Raw genomic sequence first — 14,861 nt, forward strand, 5'->3', positions numbered from 1 at the left:
GATGAACCGTTTTAGCGCCATCACCAGCAGGGCCGGGCCTTTGAAAAATAGACCGTTGCACGATTATCCGCAAAGCCTGTGACACAACGGTGTATCCGTCAGTTTTCCGACAAATAATGCTCCCTTTTTGGGCGAATTCCGGTATAGTGCGCGCCGGCCTTTAACCGGGCCGCGTTTAGGTAGCGCAATTCCCCGAAGTCAGCTTCGGCTGCACGTCCGCACAGCGGACTCTCCCTTGACGAATCTTTTTCATTCATTCGTTTTCGCAAATCCCCGCCGACAAAGCAGCCAGGGCGACTCTTGAGTCTTACACGGCATGCGCAGCTTTGGAGCATGGGTCTTTGCGGATGCACTTAGAGGCAGACCCATGACCCAGGAAACCGGCGGCTTCGCCGCTTTTAATCTTAATCCGAATATCCTTGCAGCCGTCATTGCGACCGGCTACGAAGAGCCTTCGGCTATTCAGCAGCAATCGATCCCGATCATCATGGCCGGCCACGACATGATTGGCCAAGCGCAAACCGGTACCGGTAAAACCGCCGCGTTCGCCCTGCCAATCCTGCATCGCATCGATCCTGCCAAGCGCGAGCCGCAAGCCCTGATCCTGGCGCCAACCCGTGAGTTGGCGCTGCAAGTAGCAACCGCTTTCGAAACCTACGCCAAGCAAATGCCGGGCGTTACCGTTGTGGCCGTTTACGGCGGCGCCCCTATGGGTCCACAACTGAAAGCAATCCGTAATGGCGCACAGATCGTTGTCGCCACTCCGGGCCGTCTGTGCGACCACCTGCGTCGCGACGAAAAAGTTCTGTCGACCGTGAACCACCTGGTTCTCGATGAAGCGGACGAAATGCTCAAACTGGGTTTCATGGACGACCTCGAAGTTATCTTCAAGGCCTTGCCTCCAACCCGTCAGACCGTATTGTTCTCGGCCACCCTGCCGCAGTCGATCCGTGCCATTGCCGAGCGCCATCTGCGCGATCCGCAACACGTGAAGATACAGACCAAGACTCAGACCGTTACCGCGATCGAACAGGCTCACCTGTTGGTTCACGCTGACCAGAAGACCTCGGCTGTATTGAGCCTGCTGGAAGTGGAAGATTTCGACGCCCTGATCATGTTCGTGCGCACCAAGCAAGCGACCCTGGACCTGGCCAGTGCACTGGAAGCCAAAGGCTACAAAGCCGCTGCGCTGAACGGTGACATTGCCCAGAACCAGCGTGAGCGCGTGATCGAATCCCTCAAGGATGGCCGTCTGGACATCGTTGTGGCGACCGACGTTGCTGCTCGTGGCCTGGACGTTCCGCGCATCACTCACGTGTTCAACGTTGACATGCCGTACGATCCGGAATCCTACGTTCACCGTATCGGCCGTACCGGCCGTGCCGGTCGCGAAGGTCGTGCACTGCTGCTGGTCACTCCGCGTGAGCGCCGCATGCTGCAAGTGATCGAGCGTGTAACCGGTCAAAAGGTTGCCGAAGTTCGCCTGCCGGACGCTCAGGCCGTTCTCGATGCCCGCATCAAGAAACTGACCAACAGCCTGTCGCCGCTGGTGGCTGATGCCGAGTCGACCCACGGTGATCTGCTGGATCGTCTGACTGCCGACATCGGTTGCACTCCGCGTGCACTCGCCGCTGCACTGCTGCGCAAGGCAACCAACGCTCAGGCGTTGACCCTGGCTGCGATTGAGAAAGAGCGTCCACTGGTGCCGAACAACGCACCGCGTGGCGATCGTCCAGAGCGTACCGGTGATCGTCCGGACCGTGGTGATCGTGAGCGTCGTGCTCCGGTTCCGTTGGCTGAAGGTCGTGCTCGTTGCCGTACCGCGCTGGGTGCGCGTGACGGTATCGCTGCCAAGAACCTGCTGGGCGCTATCCTGAATGAAGGCGGTTTGGCTCGTGAAGCCATCGGCCGCATCCAGGTACGTGACAGCTTCAGCCTCGTCGAGCTGCCGGAAGATGGTCTGGAGAAGTTGCTGACCAAACTGAAGGACACTCGCGTTGCCGGTAAGCAGTTGAAGCTGCGTCGCTATCGCGAAGATTGATCCGCTCTTGAGCTGATTGATCGCACATAAAAAATCCCCGACTGGTTCGGGGATTTTTTTTGCCTGCTGTTTGTGCTTGGCTTGGAGATCGGGACGACCTCATTCGCGAGCAAGCCCGCTCCCACACTTAATCTGCGTCGTGCATGAGATTTGAATTCGCCGAAGATCAAGTGTGGGAGCGGGCTTGCTCGCGAAGGGGTTAACTCGGTCTACCTGTCAGCCGAAGCGGTAGATATCCATCCCCAGCGCGCCCATTGTGAACCCCTGATGCGCAATGCTGAATTCACCCCCAGCCCCGCGAGCAAAGTACAAAGGCAACAGATGCTCATCACTAGGGTGATTGCGCACGGCATTGGGCGCCTGCTGACGATAATCGTGCAGCGTCGCTTCATCGTCGGCCGCGAGTTTCTCGATCATCCAGTCGCGGAAGGATTTGGCCCACGGCTCCACGCTTTCCGGGCCCGCATGCCAATCCAGTTCACGCAGGTTGTGCGTGATGCTGCCAGAGCCAATCAATAGCACGCCGTGCGCACGCAGGCTGGCCAAGGCATGTCCGACGCGGGTTTGCAGCGCAGGGCCGCCATGCGTGGGCAGCGAGACTTGCACAATGGGAATATCGGCTTGCGGATACATCAACGTCAAAGGCACCCAGACACCGTGGTCGAACGGCCGCTTGGCATCGATGCGTGCAGGCAGATCGGCGGCTTTCAATAACTCGACCACCTCCGCCGCCAATTGGGGATTGCCGGGCGCCGGGTACTGAACGTCGAACAACGCCTGCGGAAAGCCGCCGAAGTCGTGCCAGGTTTCCGGCTGGGGATTGCCGCTGACCAGTAGTTCATTGCTTTCCCAATGCGCCGATACAATCACGATGGCTTTGGGTTTCGGTAGTTCGGCGGCCAATCGAGCGAGAGCCGGCCCACTGGCCCCCGGTTCCAGTGCCAACATGGGCGAACCATGGGATATGTACAGGCTGGGGAACATGAAAGAGCTCCTGAGGGGTAAGATGGCGTCATCTTCAGTCAGATCATTGATCTAAATCTAATATAAGTTTTAGCGTCTTTTGATCGAATTTTCGGGATTAATTATGCAGCCGGAGTTTTGGCACAAGCGGTGGACGACGAATCAGATCGGCTTTCACCTGCCGGAAGTGAATCCTTATCTGCAACGGTACTGGCCGCAGCTGGGCCTGGAAGAGGGCTCGCGCGTACTGGTGCCGCTCTGTGGGAAAAGCCTGGATCTGCTGTGGCTTGGCAAATGCGGTCACGAGGTGTTGGGCGTCGAATTGTCGGAGAAAGCGGTGGAAGACTTTTTCCATGAACATCAATTCGACCCGGACGTCAGCGACCAGGGGCCTTTCACGGTTTATCGCGCGGGTTCGATCGAGATCTGGTGCGGCGATTTCTTCGCGTTGACCGCCGGCGATGTGGCTGATTGCAGCGCGCTGTACGATCGCGCCGCGCTGATCGCCTTGCCACCGAAGATGCGTGAGCAATACGCCGAGCACCTGAAGCGGATTCTGCCGAAGGATTCGCTGGGGCTGCTGATCACCCTGGATTACGACCAAGCGCAAATGGACGGCCCGCCGTTTGCTGTGCTGGATGATGAGGTGCAGCGGTTGTTTGGTGGATCGTGGGCGCTGAAGATTCTGGAGGATCAGGATGTTCTGAGTTCGAGCGGTAAATTCCTGGAGGCGGGCGTTACCCGGCTTGAAGAGCGGGTGTATCGGGTTTCCAGCCGGTAAGGTGTGTTGAGTTTGCCGGCCCCTTCGACTTGCTCGCGAAGGGGCACTAAAGCGCACTGCATCAACCAAGCAAATAAAAAAAGGCCCGCATCACTGCGGGCCTTCTTTTTTGGGTGCTGAACAATCAGCGCTGAAGTCGATGCAGCGCGTTGATACGTTCTTCCAGCGGCGGGTGGCTCATGAACATCCGGGCGAACCCTTGCTTGATGCCACCGTTGATGCCAAAGGCGTTCAGGGTGTCCGGCATGTGCACCGGCAGGCCTTGTTCGGCGCGCAGGCGCTGCAGGGCGCCGATCATCGCGGCAGTACCGGCCAGGCGTGCACCGGCTTCGTCGGCACGGAATTCACGCTTGCGCGAGAACCACATGACGATGGAGCTGGCCAGAATGCCCAGCACCAGTTCGGCGAAGATGGTTGCCACGTAGTAGGCAATCCCCTGGCCTTCTTCATTCTTGAAGATCACCTTGTCGACAAAGTTGCCGATGATCCGTGCGAAGAACATCACGAAGGTGTTCACCACGCCCTGAATCAGCGCCAGGGTGACCATGTCGCCATTGGCCACGTGGCCAATTTCGTGGGCCAGCACAGCTTTTACTTCATCAGGCGAGAAACGCTCAAGCAGACCCTGACTGACCGCGACCAGTGCGTCGTTCTTGTTCCAGCCCGTGGCGAACGCGTTCGCCTCGTAGGCTGGGAAAATCCCGACTTCAGGCATCTTGATCCCGGCTTCCCGGGACAATTGCTCGACGGTTTGCAGCAGCCATTGCTCGTGACGGGTGCGTGGCTGGGTGATGATCTGGGTGCTGGTGCTCATCTTCGCCATCCACTTGGAGATGAACAGCGAGAACAGCGAACCGGCAAAACCAAAGACCGCACAGAAAATCAGCAGCTGATTGAGGTTCAGATCAACCCCGTTGGCCGCCATGAACCCGTTGAAGCCGAAAAGGCTCAGGGTGATGCTGGCAATCAGCACGACCGCCAGGTTAGTGGCCAAAAACAGCAGGATGCGCATCATGGTTGTAGAAATCTCCTCGTGCTAAAGATGTAGCGTACTGCGGGGTATATAAGGTGCTGCACCGGGCTATTCAACCGAGTGACTATTTCAAACTGTGTCCTACGGCAACAGTCTAGCCGCTTGCAGCCCTTTTCCGACGCGGGCATGGTAAATGTTTGACAGGCGAAGCGCGGCGCGGGCCCCGTAGTTGTTAGACGCGAGCCCCCAACCAGTGACCAGGTATGACTTGAAGCCAGGATGTGCGGCAGGACGCAGAGATGTGTTGCTGAATTAATCACCGCGCGACTTTCGTAAAAAGTCGCACGGTGACCGACCCTTTACTGGCGATAGGACTTGAGGAAGCTACCGATCCGCCCGATGGCCATCTCCAGGTCATCCACGCGCGGCAGGGTCACCACGCGGAAGTGATCCGGCCAAGGCCAGTTGAAGGCAGTGCCCTGAACCACCAGCAGCTTCTCGGAGAGCAGCAGGTCGAGCACGAACTTCTCGTCGTTGTGGATCGGGCAGACTTTCGGGTCGATCCGCGGGAATGCATACAGCGCGCCCATCGGCTTGACGCAGGTGACGCCCGGAATGTCGTTGAGCAGTTCCCAGGTGCGATTGCGCTGTTCCAGCAAGCGGCCCTGCGGCAGCACCAGGTCATTGATGCTCTGATAGCCGCCCAGTGCGGTCTGGATCGCGTGCTGGCTCGGCACGTTGGCACACAGGCGCATGTTGGCCAGCATGTCGATGCCTTCGATGTAGCTCTGCGCGTGATGTTTCGGGCCGGAGATGGCAATCCAGCCGGAACGGAAGCCGGCCACGCGATAGGACTTGGACAGACCGTTGAAGGTCAGGCACAGCAGGTCCGGGGCCAGGGACGCGGTGCAAATGTGCACGGCGTCGTCGTACAGAATCTTGTCGTAGATTTCGTCGGAGAACACCACCAGATTGTGCTGGCGCGCCAGTTCGAGCATGCCCAGCAGCACTTCCCTGGAATACACCGCACCGGTCGGGTTGTTCGGGTTGATGATCACCAGCGCCTTGGTGTTCGGCGTGATCTTGGCCTTGATGTCGGCCAGGTCCGGCCACCAGTTGGCTTGCTCGTCGCACAGGTAATGCACCGGGTTACCGCCGGACAGGCTGACCGCGGCCGTCCACAGCGGATAGTCCGGGGCCGGCACCAGCACTTCGTCGCCATTGTTGAGCAAGGCCTGCATCGACATCACGATCAGCTCGGAAACGCCGTTACCCAGGTAGATGTCTTCGATGCCGACACCTTCAACCTGCTTCTGTTGGTAGTACTGCATCACGGCCTTGCGCGCGCTGAACAGGCCTTTGGAATCGCTATAGCCCTGGGCGGTCGGCAGGTTGCGGATCACGTCCTGGAGGATTTCGTCCGGCGCTTCGAAACCAAAAGGCGCCGGGTTGCCGATGTTCAGCTTGAGGATGCGATGACCTTCCTCTTCCAGGCGTTTGGCGTGCTTGAGCACTGGGCCGCGAATGTCGTAGCAGACGTTGGCGAGCTTGTTCGATTTGCTGACCTGCATGGCGATGTGTTCCCGAAAATGAACGATCCAGGCGGTGTATGAACTACCGTACTGGGAATCCTGCGTATTCACACAGGCCTGACGCCTTGAGATGCAGCACCCATAAATCCGTTTGAATGCGCGTGGTCTGGCTGCCAGACTGGCGTTTGACGAGGCGCAATCATACGTGCCGCCCGATCCGTGGAAAAGGTACAGATCGGGCTTTTTCAGTTGCTGAGGTGTGATGATGGAAAAGTTGGAAAAAACCCTGGAAGAATGGAAGGCCATGCTCGACCCGGAGCAGTACAACGTGTGCCGCCTCAAGGGCACCGAGCGGCCGTTTTCCGGCAAATACAACGGCACCAAGACTGACGGCGTTTACTACTGCATCTGCTGCAACGAGCCGCTGTTCGACTCCAAGACGAAATTTGACTCCGGTTGCGGCTGGCCGAGCTTCTACGCGCCGATCGGCGACAGCGCCATGGTCGAGATCCGTGACGTCAGCCACGGCATGATCCGCACCGAAGTGGTCTGCGCCAAATGCGATGCACACCTGGGGCACGTGTTCCCGGACGGTCCGCCGCCGACCGGCCTGCGTTATTGCATCAACTCGGTGTGCCTGGATTTGGTACCGCGCGAATAATGTGAGCCCTGTAGGAGCACGGCTTGCCGGCGATGGCGTCCTTGAGTCTGTCATTGCCGGCAAGCCGTGCTCCTACAGGGTTTGTCGTACTCCTATTGATTTATTAAATTGCACACAATTCAATTGCTCGCTATGTTTGGCCCATGTTCTTTCATCAAGAGTCCAAATCATGACCGACAACCTGCTGAGCATCCCGTGTACCACCATCAAGGGTGAGCAAAAGACCCTGGCCGATTACGCCGGCAAAGCCGTACTGGTGGTCAATACCGCCAGCAAGTGCGGCTTCACTCCGCAATACAAAGGTCTGGAAGAGTTGTGGCAGACCTACAAGGACCAGGGGCTGGTGGTGCTGGGCTTTCCGTGCAACCAGTTCGGCAAGCAGGAGCCCGGCAATGAAGGCGCCATTTCCGAGTTCTGCGAATTGAATTTCGGTGTCAGCTTCCCGCTGTTCAAGAAAATCGAAGTCAACGGTGCCGGCGCGCATCCGCTATTCGTTCAGTTGAAAAAACGCGCACCGGGTGTTCTGGGTTCGCAGGGCATCAAGTGGAACTTCACCAAGTTCCTGATCGGCAAGGACGGTCAGTTGGTCAAGCGCTTCGCCCCGGCGACCAAACCGCAGGACCTGAGCCGCGAGATCGAAGCTCTGCTCAAATGAACAGCCTGTCAGTCGATTCGCTCAAGCTCGACAGCCAGCTCTGCTTCAAGCTCTATGCGGCTTCCCGGGCGGTGATCCGGGCGTACAAGCCAATGCTCGACCAGCTCGGCCTGACGTACCCGCAATACCTGGCCATGCTGGTGCTGTGGGAATGGCAGGAGGTCGCCCCCGAGCAGCCGACTGTAAAGGCGCTGGGCGAACGCCTGGCGCTGGATTCCGGCACCCTGACGCCGTTGCTCAAGCGACTTGAGCAATTGCAGCTGGTGCAGCGTCAGCGTTCGGCTCGCGATGAGCGTGAGGTGCACCTGAGTCTGTCAGCTGCCGGCAAGGCATTGCGCGATCAGGTCGGCCCGCTCAAGGCGCGCCTGTTGTGCGACAGTGGGGTGGATCTGGATCGCCTGAGTGATCTGCGTAATGGTCTCGATCATTTGCTGGGGCAGATCAAGGCACTGTCGTAGTCGGAACCCATAGATCAAGCAGCGCGGCCAGTTCTTCACGGCGGAAAGGCTTGGCCAGGTAGTCGCTCATGCCCGCCGCGCGGCAGCGTTCGCGCTCCTCGGACATGGCGTTGGCGGTCAGCGCGACGATGGGCAGTTGCGGCCAGCGTCCGCTGCGCCGAATTTGCCGACTGGCTTCATAGCCGTCCATCACCGGCATGTTGCAGTCCATCAGCACCAGGTCGAAGTCGCTTTGCTCCAGTTGATCCAGCGCTTCGGCCCCGTGAGCGGCGACGATGACCTCGCAGCCGAGTTTGCCAAGCATGCCCTTGGCGACCAACTGATTGACCGGGTTGTCCTCGACCAGCAATACCCGCCCGCGCCGCTGGTGGGGAAGGGCTTCGATCCGTGCGCCATTGATCGTCGTGATTTCTGGCTGCAAGACCCGCCGCAACGTCTGGTACAGCGCGTTGCGTGCCAGCGGTCGTGCCTGTTGCTGCAAGGGGGCGAGGGCGCTCACCTGTTCGCTGGGCATGAAGTTGCCATAAGCGGTCACCAGCAGAATCGGCGCATCAAGCGTGGGGCGCAGGCCAAACAGGCATTCGGGGCAGTCGGTGATCAGGACATCAGGCTCAAGCCCGAGCAGCGAGTCATCGATGGAGCGCTGTTGATAATCGAGTCCCCACGCCGGCAGCAGGGTTTTCAGCAGTTCGGCCAGACCGCTGCTGGCAGCGGTGATCGCAAGCACCTTGCCGGGCAGCGGTGCCGGGGACATGGCGCGAGTGTGGGCAGGCAGCGGCAGGTCGGCGCAAAACTGACTGCCAAAACCGGCTTCCGAGCTGATCGTCAGGCTTCCCTGCATGGCTTCGCAGAGGTTATAGGTCAGGGCCAGGCCCAGCCCGGTACCGCCAAACTGCCGGGTAATACCTGCGCCGGCCTGGGTAAACGGCTGGAAAATTTTGACTTGGGCATCGTGGGCGATCCCGATACCGGTGTCGCAGACCTCGATTCTGACGCCCTCTTCGAACGCAGACAGGCGTAAGTCGACCCGACCGAATCGGGTGAATTTGAGCGCATTGGACAACAGGTTACTGACGATTTGCCGCACTCGGGTCGGGTCACCCAGCACCAGCGCCGGAAATTGCGGATCGATCAGGCACGTCAGCTCCACGCTCGGCGCTGCATTCTGTGACAGCAGGTTGGCGGTGTCTTCCACCAGCGCGCCAAGGTCGAACGGAATGTGTTCGAGCTCCAGTTGACCCGCATCGAATTTCGACAGGTCGAGAATATCGTTGAGCAGTTCCACCAGCACTTTGCCCGAGTCATGGGCGATCGACAGTTGTTGCTGCTGTTCGGCCGAGAGCGGGCCGTCCAGTGACAGCGCGATCATCCCCAGCAGGCCGTTGAGCGGCGTGCGAATTTCGTGGCTCATGTTGGCCAGAAACACCGAGCGTGCTTCGGCCATCTCGATGGCGGTGGTGCGCGCGACTTCCAGTTCCTGATTGGATTGGCTGAGCCTGGCATTGATCGCCTTGAGTTCGGCTGTGCGTGCCGAAACGATGTTTTCCAGTTGACTGAGGTAGTCGGTCAGGCGGTTTTCGGCGTTGCGTCGTTGTTGGATTTCGGTGGCGATGTTTTCGAATTGTTGATTGGCGACTTTGACCAGCACACCGATTTCATCGTTTTCATGCCCCGCCGGGTATTCCAGCCAGGTCGGCTCTGCACTGCGCGGATCGCGGCCACTGAGTTCGCGGATGACCCGCACCAAGGGTTTGGTCAGCATCACGTAGAACAGCGCCAACAGAATGCCTGTCAGGATCAGGCTTCGGGCGAAGCCGTTGAGCAGCGTCACCTCGGCTCGACGCAGGAAGCGACTGCCGAAGGCGTAGGTGTCGACTTCCAGTTGCAAGGTCCCGAGCGATTCGTTGGGCAGGTGATCGAGAAAGAGACGGTCTTCGAACTGCCGATGGGCGCCGAACAGGAAGTCGCTGATCACGCGATAGCCACTTTGCGCGCTTGGGCGTTTGACGCTGGCCAGCACTGTATTGTTGTTGTCGGTGAGTTTCGCGCTGAGGATCGCCGGTGAGCGCACCAGGCCCATGGTCAGTTCCTGAGCGAGTTCGGCGTCGATGTTGTAGGCGATGCGTGAGGCGGGGTTGTGGCTGATTTCCAGCAAAGACTGTATTTCGCGGTTGATGGAGGCGTCTTCGCTGGCATAATCGATGCCTATTTGCAGCAGACTGAGCAGCGTGCCCAGAATGAAACCCACCAGCACAGTAAGCCTGGCTTGCTTGTATGAGAGCCGGTGGGTGAATTTGATGTCCATGGGGTGTTGAACCACTTCCGTTTCCTTTCGCTGCTCAAGCATAGTCGATCATGCATGGATTCCGATGTTCTCGCGAACCCCTGAGCAGGGGATGAACCGGGCACTGAACGCTGTGTATTCGTCGCTGTATCGCCATCATCACTGTGAACCTGCTCGAGGAGAAGACGTGGACGCCCGATTGAATGCTTTTCTTGAACGCGCCGATGCTGTTTTGGCCCGTATCGAGCCGCTGCTGCCCGCACCTCGGCAGACCATCGACTGGAATCAATGCCTGGCCGCTCGCTGGCAGCGCGAGGGTCGCAGCGGTTTTCTCTTGCCGCTGCACGTCAGCCTCGACATGCGCCTGTCCGACCTGATCGGCGTCGACCGGCAACTGGAGCAACTGGGGCGAAATACTCAACAGTTCCTCGACGGCATGCCGGCCAACCACGCCTTGCTCTGGGGCTCGCGCGGCACCGGTAAATCGTCGCTGGTGCGTGCCTTGCTCGCCGAACACGCCCAGGCCGGTTTGCGCCTGATCGAGATCGAGCGCGATCACCTGGCGGACCTGCCGCGCGTGGTCGAACAAATCGCCAAGTTGCCGCAGCGCTTTGTGCTGTTCTGCGACGACCTGTCGTTCGAGGCGGGCGAGGGCGATTATCGCGTACTCAAGAGCGTGCTCGACGGCTCCCTCGAGCAAGCGCCGGACAACGTTCTGCTGTACGCCACGTCCAACCGCCGTCACCTGGTGCCGGAAAAGGAAAGCGATAACGAAAACTGGAAACGCGTCGATGGTGAACTGCACCCAAGCGAGGCGGTGGAAGACAAGATTGCGCTGTCGGACCGCTTCGGCCTGTGGCTGTCGTTTTATCCGTTTACTCAGGAGCATTTCCTTAACGTCGTCGAACACTGGATCGGTCAACTGGCCGACAAGGCCGGCCTTGAGTGGCAGCGTGACGAAGAGCTGGACATCCTCGCGGTGCGTTGGGCTGGTGGCCGTGGCAATCGCAATGGACGTTGCGCTTATCAATTTGCCCGCTATTGGGTCGGGCTCAAGCTGTTGGAGCACAAAGCATGATTGATTTACAGAAGAGCGGCCAAGGGCTGGATGGTTACGGCATGTTGTGGGCGCAGCTGGAATCGTTGCTGGCGGACGAGCGTGATTTCATAGCCAACGCTGCGCAGTTCTCGGCCTTCCTGTTCAATCAGCTCGATGATTTGAACTGGGCCGGTTTCTACCTCAATCGCAACGAAGAACTGGTGCTCGGTCCGTTCCAGGGGCAGATTGCCTGCGTGCGGATTCCGTTCGGTCGCGGCGTGTGCGGGACGGCGGCGTCGACCTTGCAGACCCAATTGGTTGAAGATGTGCATGCATTTCCCGGTCATATTGCCTGCGACAGCGCATCGAACAGCGAACTGGTTGTGCCGCTGGTCAAGGACGGTCGACTGATCGGTGTGCTGGACCTCGACAGCCCGAAACTGGCGCGATTTACCGCAGAGGATCAAGCCGGCATCGAGCGCCTGGCGGCGATTTTCCTGCGCCTGACCGATTGCTGATCAGGCACTCAAGCCTGCCTTGGCCAGCAGGCTGTTCGGGTCGACGGCGTCAATCTGCTGTGGATCGAGGAATCGTTCTGCGTACTGCAGATAAATGCGTGCCTGGACGAACAGCCCGAACAGCTGCGGGTCGATGTGGGCGTCACGGCACATGTTGGCCATGATGCCCAAGGCCTCACTCAAGGTTTTGGCCTTCTTGTACGGGCGATCGGCGGCGGTCAGCGCTTCGAAAATATCGGCAATCGCCATCATGCGTGCCGGCAGGCTCATTTCTTCGCGCTTCAACTGTTTGGGATAACCGGTGCCGTCCATTTTTTCGTGATGGCCGCCCGCGATCTCGGCGACGTTGTTGAGGTGGCTGGGGAAGGGCAGGCGGCTGAGCATCAGGATCGTCTGCACCATGTGGTGATTGATGATGTAGCGCTCTTCGCGAGTCAGCGTGCCTCGGGTAATGCTCAGGTTGTAGAGTTCGCCCCGATTGTATTTGTACTGCGGTACATCGAGCTTGAAACCCCATGGATTGTCAGCCGGAATCAGCTCGCTTTCGGCGCGTTCGAACAGGTGCTCGGGTTTGTCCGCCAGCAACGGCTCGCTGACCGGCAGCGCCGGGGCCGGTGTGCGTGCCTGGCGGCGATGCTCTTCCCATGAAACTCCAAGTCGGTCATCCAGGGTGCGGGTCCAGGTGCGTTGAGCAATGCCGCGCAAGCGTTGCAGGTCGGCTTCGGCCATGGCCTCGCCGCCCAGATTGCAGAGGGCAATGAACGCGAAATCATCGTCCAGCCCCGCCAGGTTGGCGTTACGCAATTCGGCCAGATGATGTTCGTCACCGCCGTGGGCGATGGCCTGCCAGTAATTGATCCAGGCATCGCGTTTGAGCACTTCGAAACGCGTGCGGATTTCGTGGATGCGGTCGTTCAGGGTTTCAAGTTTGGTGGCTTTGTCGACCACATACTCCGGGGTGGTGACTTTGCCGCAGTCGTGCAGCCACGCCGCTATGTGCAGGGCTTCCCATTCATCTTCCGTGGGGTGAAAACCGCTGAAGGCCGGCTCCTGACTGGCCGCGGCAGCCTCGGCGAGCATCAGCGTCAATTCCGGCACTCTCTGACAATGCCCGCCGGTGTAAGGGCTTTTGGCATCGATGGCGCCAGCCAGCAATTGAATGAAAGAGTCCAGCAGTTGTTTCTGCCGGGCTTGCAATCGCTGGCTTTCAATACTCACCGCCGCCGCGCCAGACACCGCCTGGAGAAACGCGATGCGGTCCGGACGCAGCTTTTCCAGATCGCTTTGTGCGCCGCTGTCGGCCAGCAAGAGGACCAGCAGGCCGACGGTTTCGTTATGCCGATTGTGCAGCCGGATACCAATCAGGTGGACCCGTGGGCATTCCAGCGCCAGCAGCACCTTTTGCAGATCGGCTGCGTTTTCGAAGCCCAGGCTAGTGACCACATTGTCGGCGTTGGACAACTGCTGCATCCACTGAGGGCTCTGTGAATCCTGGAGTTCGTAGCCTTGAATACCAAACGTCGGCAACGCCTGGGAGGTCTCGTTGATCACCAGGCCATGGGGCTCCATGCGGTCGCCGTCCTGCTCGCGCAGGTAAATCAGGCCCGCCTGGGCCTGCCCGATCTTCACCGTTTCGAACAGCACCCGTTGCAGCAACGGTGCGAAACGAGTCTCGGCGCTCAGGCTGTCGGATATCTGGAAAAAGCTCGCCAGGGTGTCCTTCATGCGCGTCATCGACATGCTCAGTTGGTCGACTTCCAGCACGGGCGAGCGTCGGCTGACGGGAAAATTGAAGTTGAAACTGCGGATCGCATCGGCTTCCTGCACCAGTGCGCGCAAGGGTTTGACCAGAATTCTGGAGGTGAGCCACCCCAGCGGCAGGCACAACAACAACGTTGCCAGCGTGATCAGTGCCCCTTGCCAGCGCATGCGGTAGGCATCGACCAGTAATTCATCTTCGGGGACCAATAGCGCCAGCTGCAATCCTTGCGGCCCGCCTTCCTGCATGCTGCTGCGGGCCACAATCCATTCACGACCGGCGGCGTCCAGGCGATTTCCCTCAGGCGGATGGGTGAGCAGGGCACCCAGTGCCGGATTCAGATCGGCCGCCTTGATCAGGCGTGCGGTCTGGTCGTCGACGATCAGACGGCTGCTGTCGGGATAGGCAACGGCATTGCCCTGGGCATCGAACAGCACGATTTCGGTATGGGGCGTCACCACATGTTTGGCCAGCGTCGCCGACAGTTCGGCGAGGGTCAGGTCGGCGCCCATCACCGCGTTTTCTCCGCTGCGTCGGGCTAGCGTCGTCCCGACATGGTGAGTGGAGAAAAAGACGTAGGGTTCGGTGGTGATCTGGCCTTCATCGCTGCGAGCGCTGGTAAACCAGGCGCGAGTGCGCGGATCGTAGGTTTCTTCAGGGTTATCCTGGCGGCTGACGAGCGCCAGGTTTTGATCGAAAAACAACGACTGGGACCGAGTCTTCTCACCGTCCGCCGGATGTTCGATACTCCAGACCTGATAGGCCGCTGTATCCGGGGCATTGGTGAGCGTTCTCAGGGCCGGGATGCGCAAGGGGCGCACCATGAAAAAATCGCCATTGCCGTATCCCAGGTAGAGCGAGGCCAGGTTGGGATTGTCTTTGAGCGACTGGCTAAAGGGTTTCAGTAGAGCGAGTCGTTGCTCCAGCGCGTGCGCCTCGGTCGCGGGGTTGTCCGCCAGCAGGCTCAGCAGGTGGCGAATCGGTGCATAGGTGCCTTGCAGATCCAGCCGGACATCCTGCTCGACGCGGTCGAAGAGTTTTTCGCTGCTGGACAGGATGATCTGCGTGGTTTGCCGATAATTGAAAATGCCCAGCACCACGCCCGTGAGCAGCAGCAGGAAGGTAAACATCACGCTGATATGGACGTGCAGCGGAAACCTGCGTTGATCGGGGCGCAGTGGGTTGGACATTACTGAT

Annotated in this window: 12 protein-coding genes; 7 read left to right on the forward strand and 5 right to left on the reverse strand. The window is 59.3% G+C overall.

Going from position 1 to position 14,861, the window contains the following annotated elements; all coding sequences use genetic code 11:
- Nucleotides 1-367: 367 nt before the first annotated feature.
- Nucleotides 368-2,041: a DEAD/DEAH box helicase gene (locus EAH78_RS27720; RefSeq protein ID WP_054052043.1), complete on the forward strand. Its 1,674-nt coding sequence runs from the start codon at nt 368-370 to the stop codon at nt 2,039-2,041.
- 216 nt (nt 2,042-2,257) lie between these two features.
- On the opposite strand, the gene EAH78_RS27725 is transcribed toward EAH78_RS27720, so the two are convergent.
- A complete protein-coding gene (locus EAH78_RS27725; RefSeq protein ID WP_140670924.1) occupies nt 2,258-3,025 on the reverse strand; it encodes a DODA-type extradiol aromatic ring-opening family dioxygenase in 768 nt (255 codons plus the stop codon).
- A gap of 103 nt (nt 3,026-3,128) precedes the next feature.
- Here EAH78_RS27725 and EAH78_RS27730 point away from each other — a divergent pair, with 103 nt between their 5' ends.
- Nucleotides 3,129-3,785 carry a thiopurine S-methyltransferase gene (locus EAH78_RS27730; protein WP_140671070.1) on the forward strand — a complete coding sequence of 219 codons (657 nt, stop codon included), beginning with the start codon at nt 3,129-3,131 and terminating at the stop codon, nt 3,783-3,785.
- A 124-nt stretch (nt 3,786-3,909) separates the two neighbouring features.
- Here EAH78_RS27730 and htpX read toward each other — a convergent pair whose 3' ends face one another.
- Both htpX and EAH78_RS27740 read right to left on the reverse strand, forming a co-directional pair.
- Entirely contained in the window at nt 3,910-4,800 is an 891-nt protein-coding gene (htpX, locus tag EAH78_RS27735; protein WP_027925729.1) for a protease HtpX, read from the reverse strand.
- Nucleotides 4,801-5,117: 317 nt separating this feature from the next.
- On the reverse strand, nt 5,118-6,329 hold the full coding sequence (locus EAH78_RS27740) for a pyridoxal phosphate-dependent aminotransferase (RefSeq protein ID WP_140670926.1): 1,212 nt from the start codon (nt 6,327-6,329) through the stop codon (nt 5,118-5,120).
- A gap of 226 nt (nt 6,330-6,555) precedes the next feature.
- Here EAH78_RS27740 and msrB point away from each other — a divergent pair, with 226 nt between their 5' ends.
- The 3 genes from msrB to EAH78_RS27755 all read left to right on the forward strand — a co-directional run bounded on the left by msrB (nt 6,556) and on the right by EAH78_RS27755 (nt 8,064).
- Nucleotides 6,556-6,951, forward strand: a complete 396-nt coding sequence (gene msrB / locus EAH78_RS27745; protein ID WP_140670928.1) for a peptide-methionine (R)-S-oxide reductase MsrB — start codon at nt 6,556-6,558, stop codon at nt 6,949-6,951.
- 169 nt (nt 6,952-7,120) lie between these two features.
- Nucleotides 7,121-7,606: a glutathione peroxidase gene (locus tag EAH78_RS27750; protein ID WP_007943706.1), complete on the forward strand. Its 486-nt coding sequence runs from the start codon at nt 7,121-7,123 to the stop codon at nt 7,604-7,606.
- Nucleotides 7,603-8,064, forward strand: a complete 462-nt coding sequence (locus tag EAH78_RS27755) for a MarR family winged helix-turn-helix transcriptional regulator (RefSeq protein ID WP_140670930.1) — start codon at nt 7,603-7,605, stop codon at nt 8,062-8,064. The genes EAH78_RS27750 and EAH78_RS27755 overlap by 4 nt, the downstream gene beginning before the upstream one ends.
- Here the strand turns inward: EAH78_RS27755 and EAH78_RS27760 are convergent.
- Nucleotides 8,048-10,369, reverse strand: a complete 2,322-nt coding sequence (locus EAH78_RS27760; protein ID WP_140671072.1) for a hybrid sensor histidine kinase/response regulator — start codon at nt 10,367-10,369, stop codon at nt 8,048-8,050. The genes EAH78_RS27755 and EAH78_RS27760 overlap by 17 nt on opposite strands.
- A 166-nt stretch (nt 10,370-10,535) precedes the next feature.
- Here EAH78_RS27760 and EAH78_RS27765 point away from each other — a divergent pair, with 166 nt between their 5' ends.
- Both EAH78_RS27765 and EAH78_RS27770 read left to right on the forward strand, forming a co-directional pair.
- The gene (locus tag EAH78_RS27765; protein ID WP_140670932.1) at nt 10,536-11,426 is read left to right on the forward strand and encodes an ATP-binding protein; all 891 of its coding nucleotides are present in this window, start codon (nt 10,536-10,538) and stop codon (nt 11,424-11,426) included.
- Entirely contained in the window at nt 11,423-11,905 is a 483-nt protein-coding gene (locus EAH78_RS27770; RefSeq protein ID WP_027925736.1) for a GAF domain-containing protein, read from the forward strand. Before EAH78_RS27765 ends, EAH78_RS27770 begins: the two co-directional genes overlap by 4 nt.
- Here the strand turns inward: EAH78_RS27770 and EAH78_RS27775 are convergent, their stop codons facing one another.
- Nucleotides 11,906-14,854, reverse strand: a complete 2,949-nt coding sequence (locus EAH78_RS27775) for an HD domain-containing phosphohydrolase (protein ID WP_140670934.1) — start codon at nt 14,852-14,854, stop codon at nt 11,906-11,908.
- Between the last annotated feature and the right edge of the window lie 7 nt (nt 14,855-14,861).

It is taken from the genome of Pseudomonas arsenicoxydans, from assembly GCF_006438915.1.
GTDB classification, from domain to species: Bacteria; Pseudomonadota; Gammaproteobacteria; order Pseudomonadales; family Pseudomonadaceae; genus Aquipseudomonas; species Aquipseudomonas arsenicoxydans_A.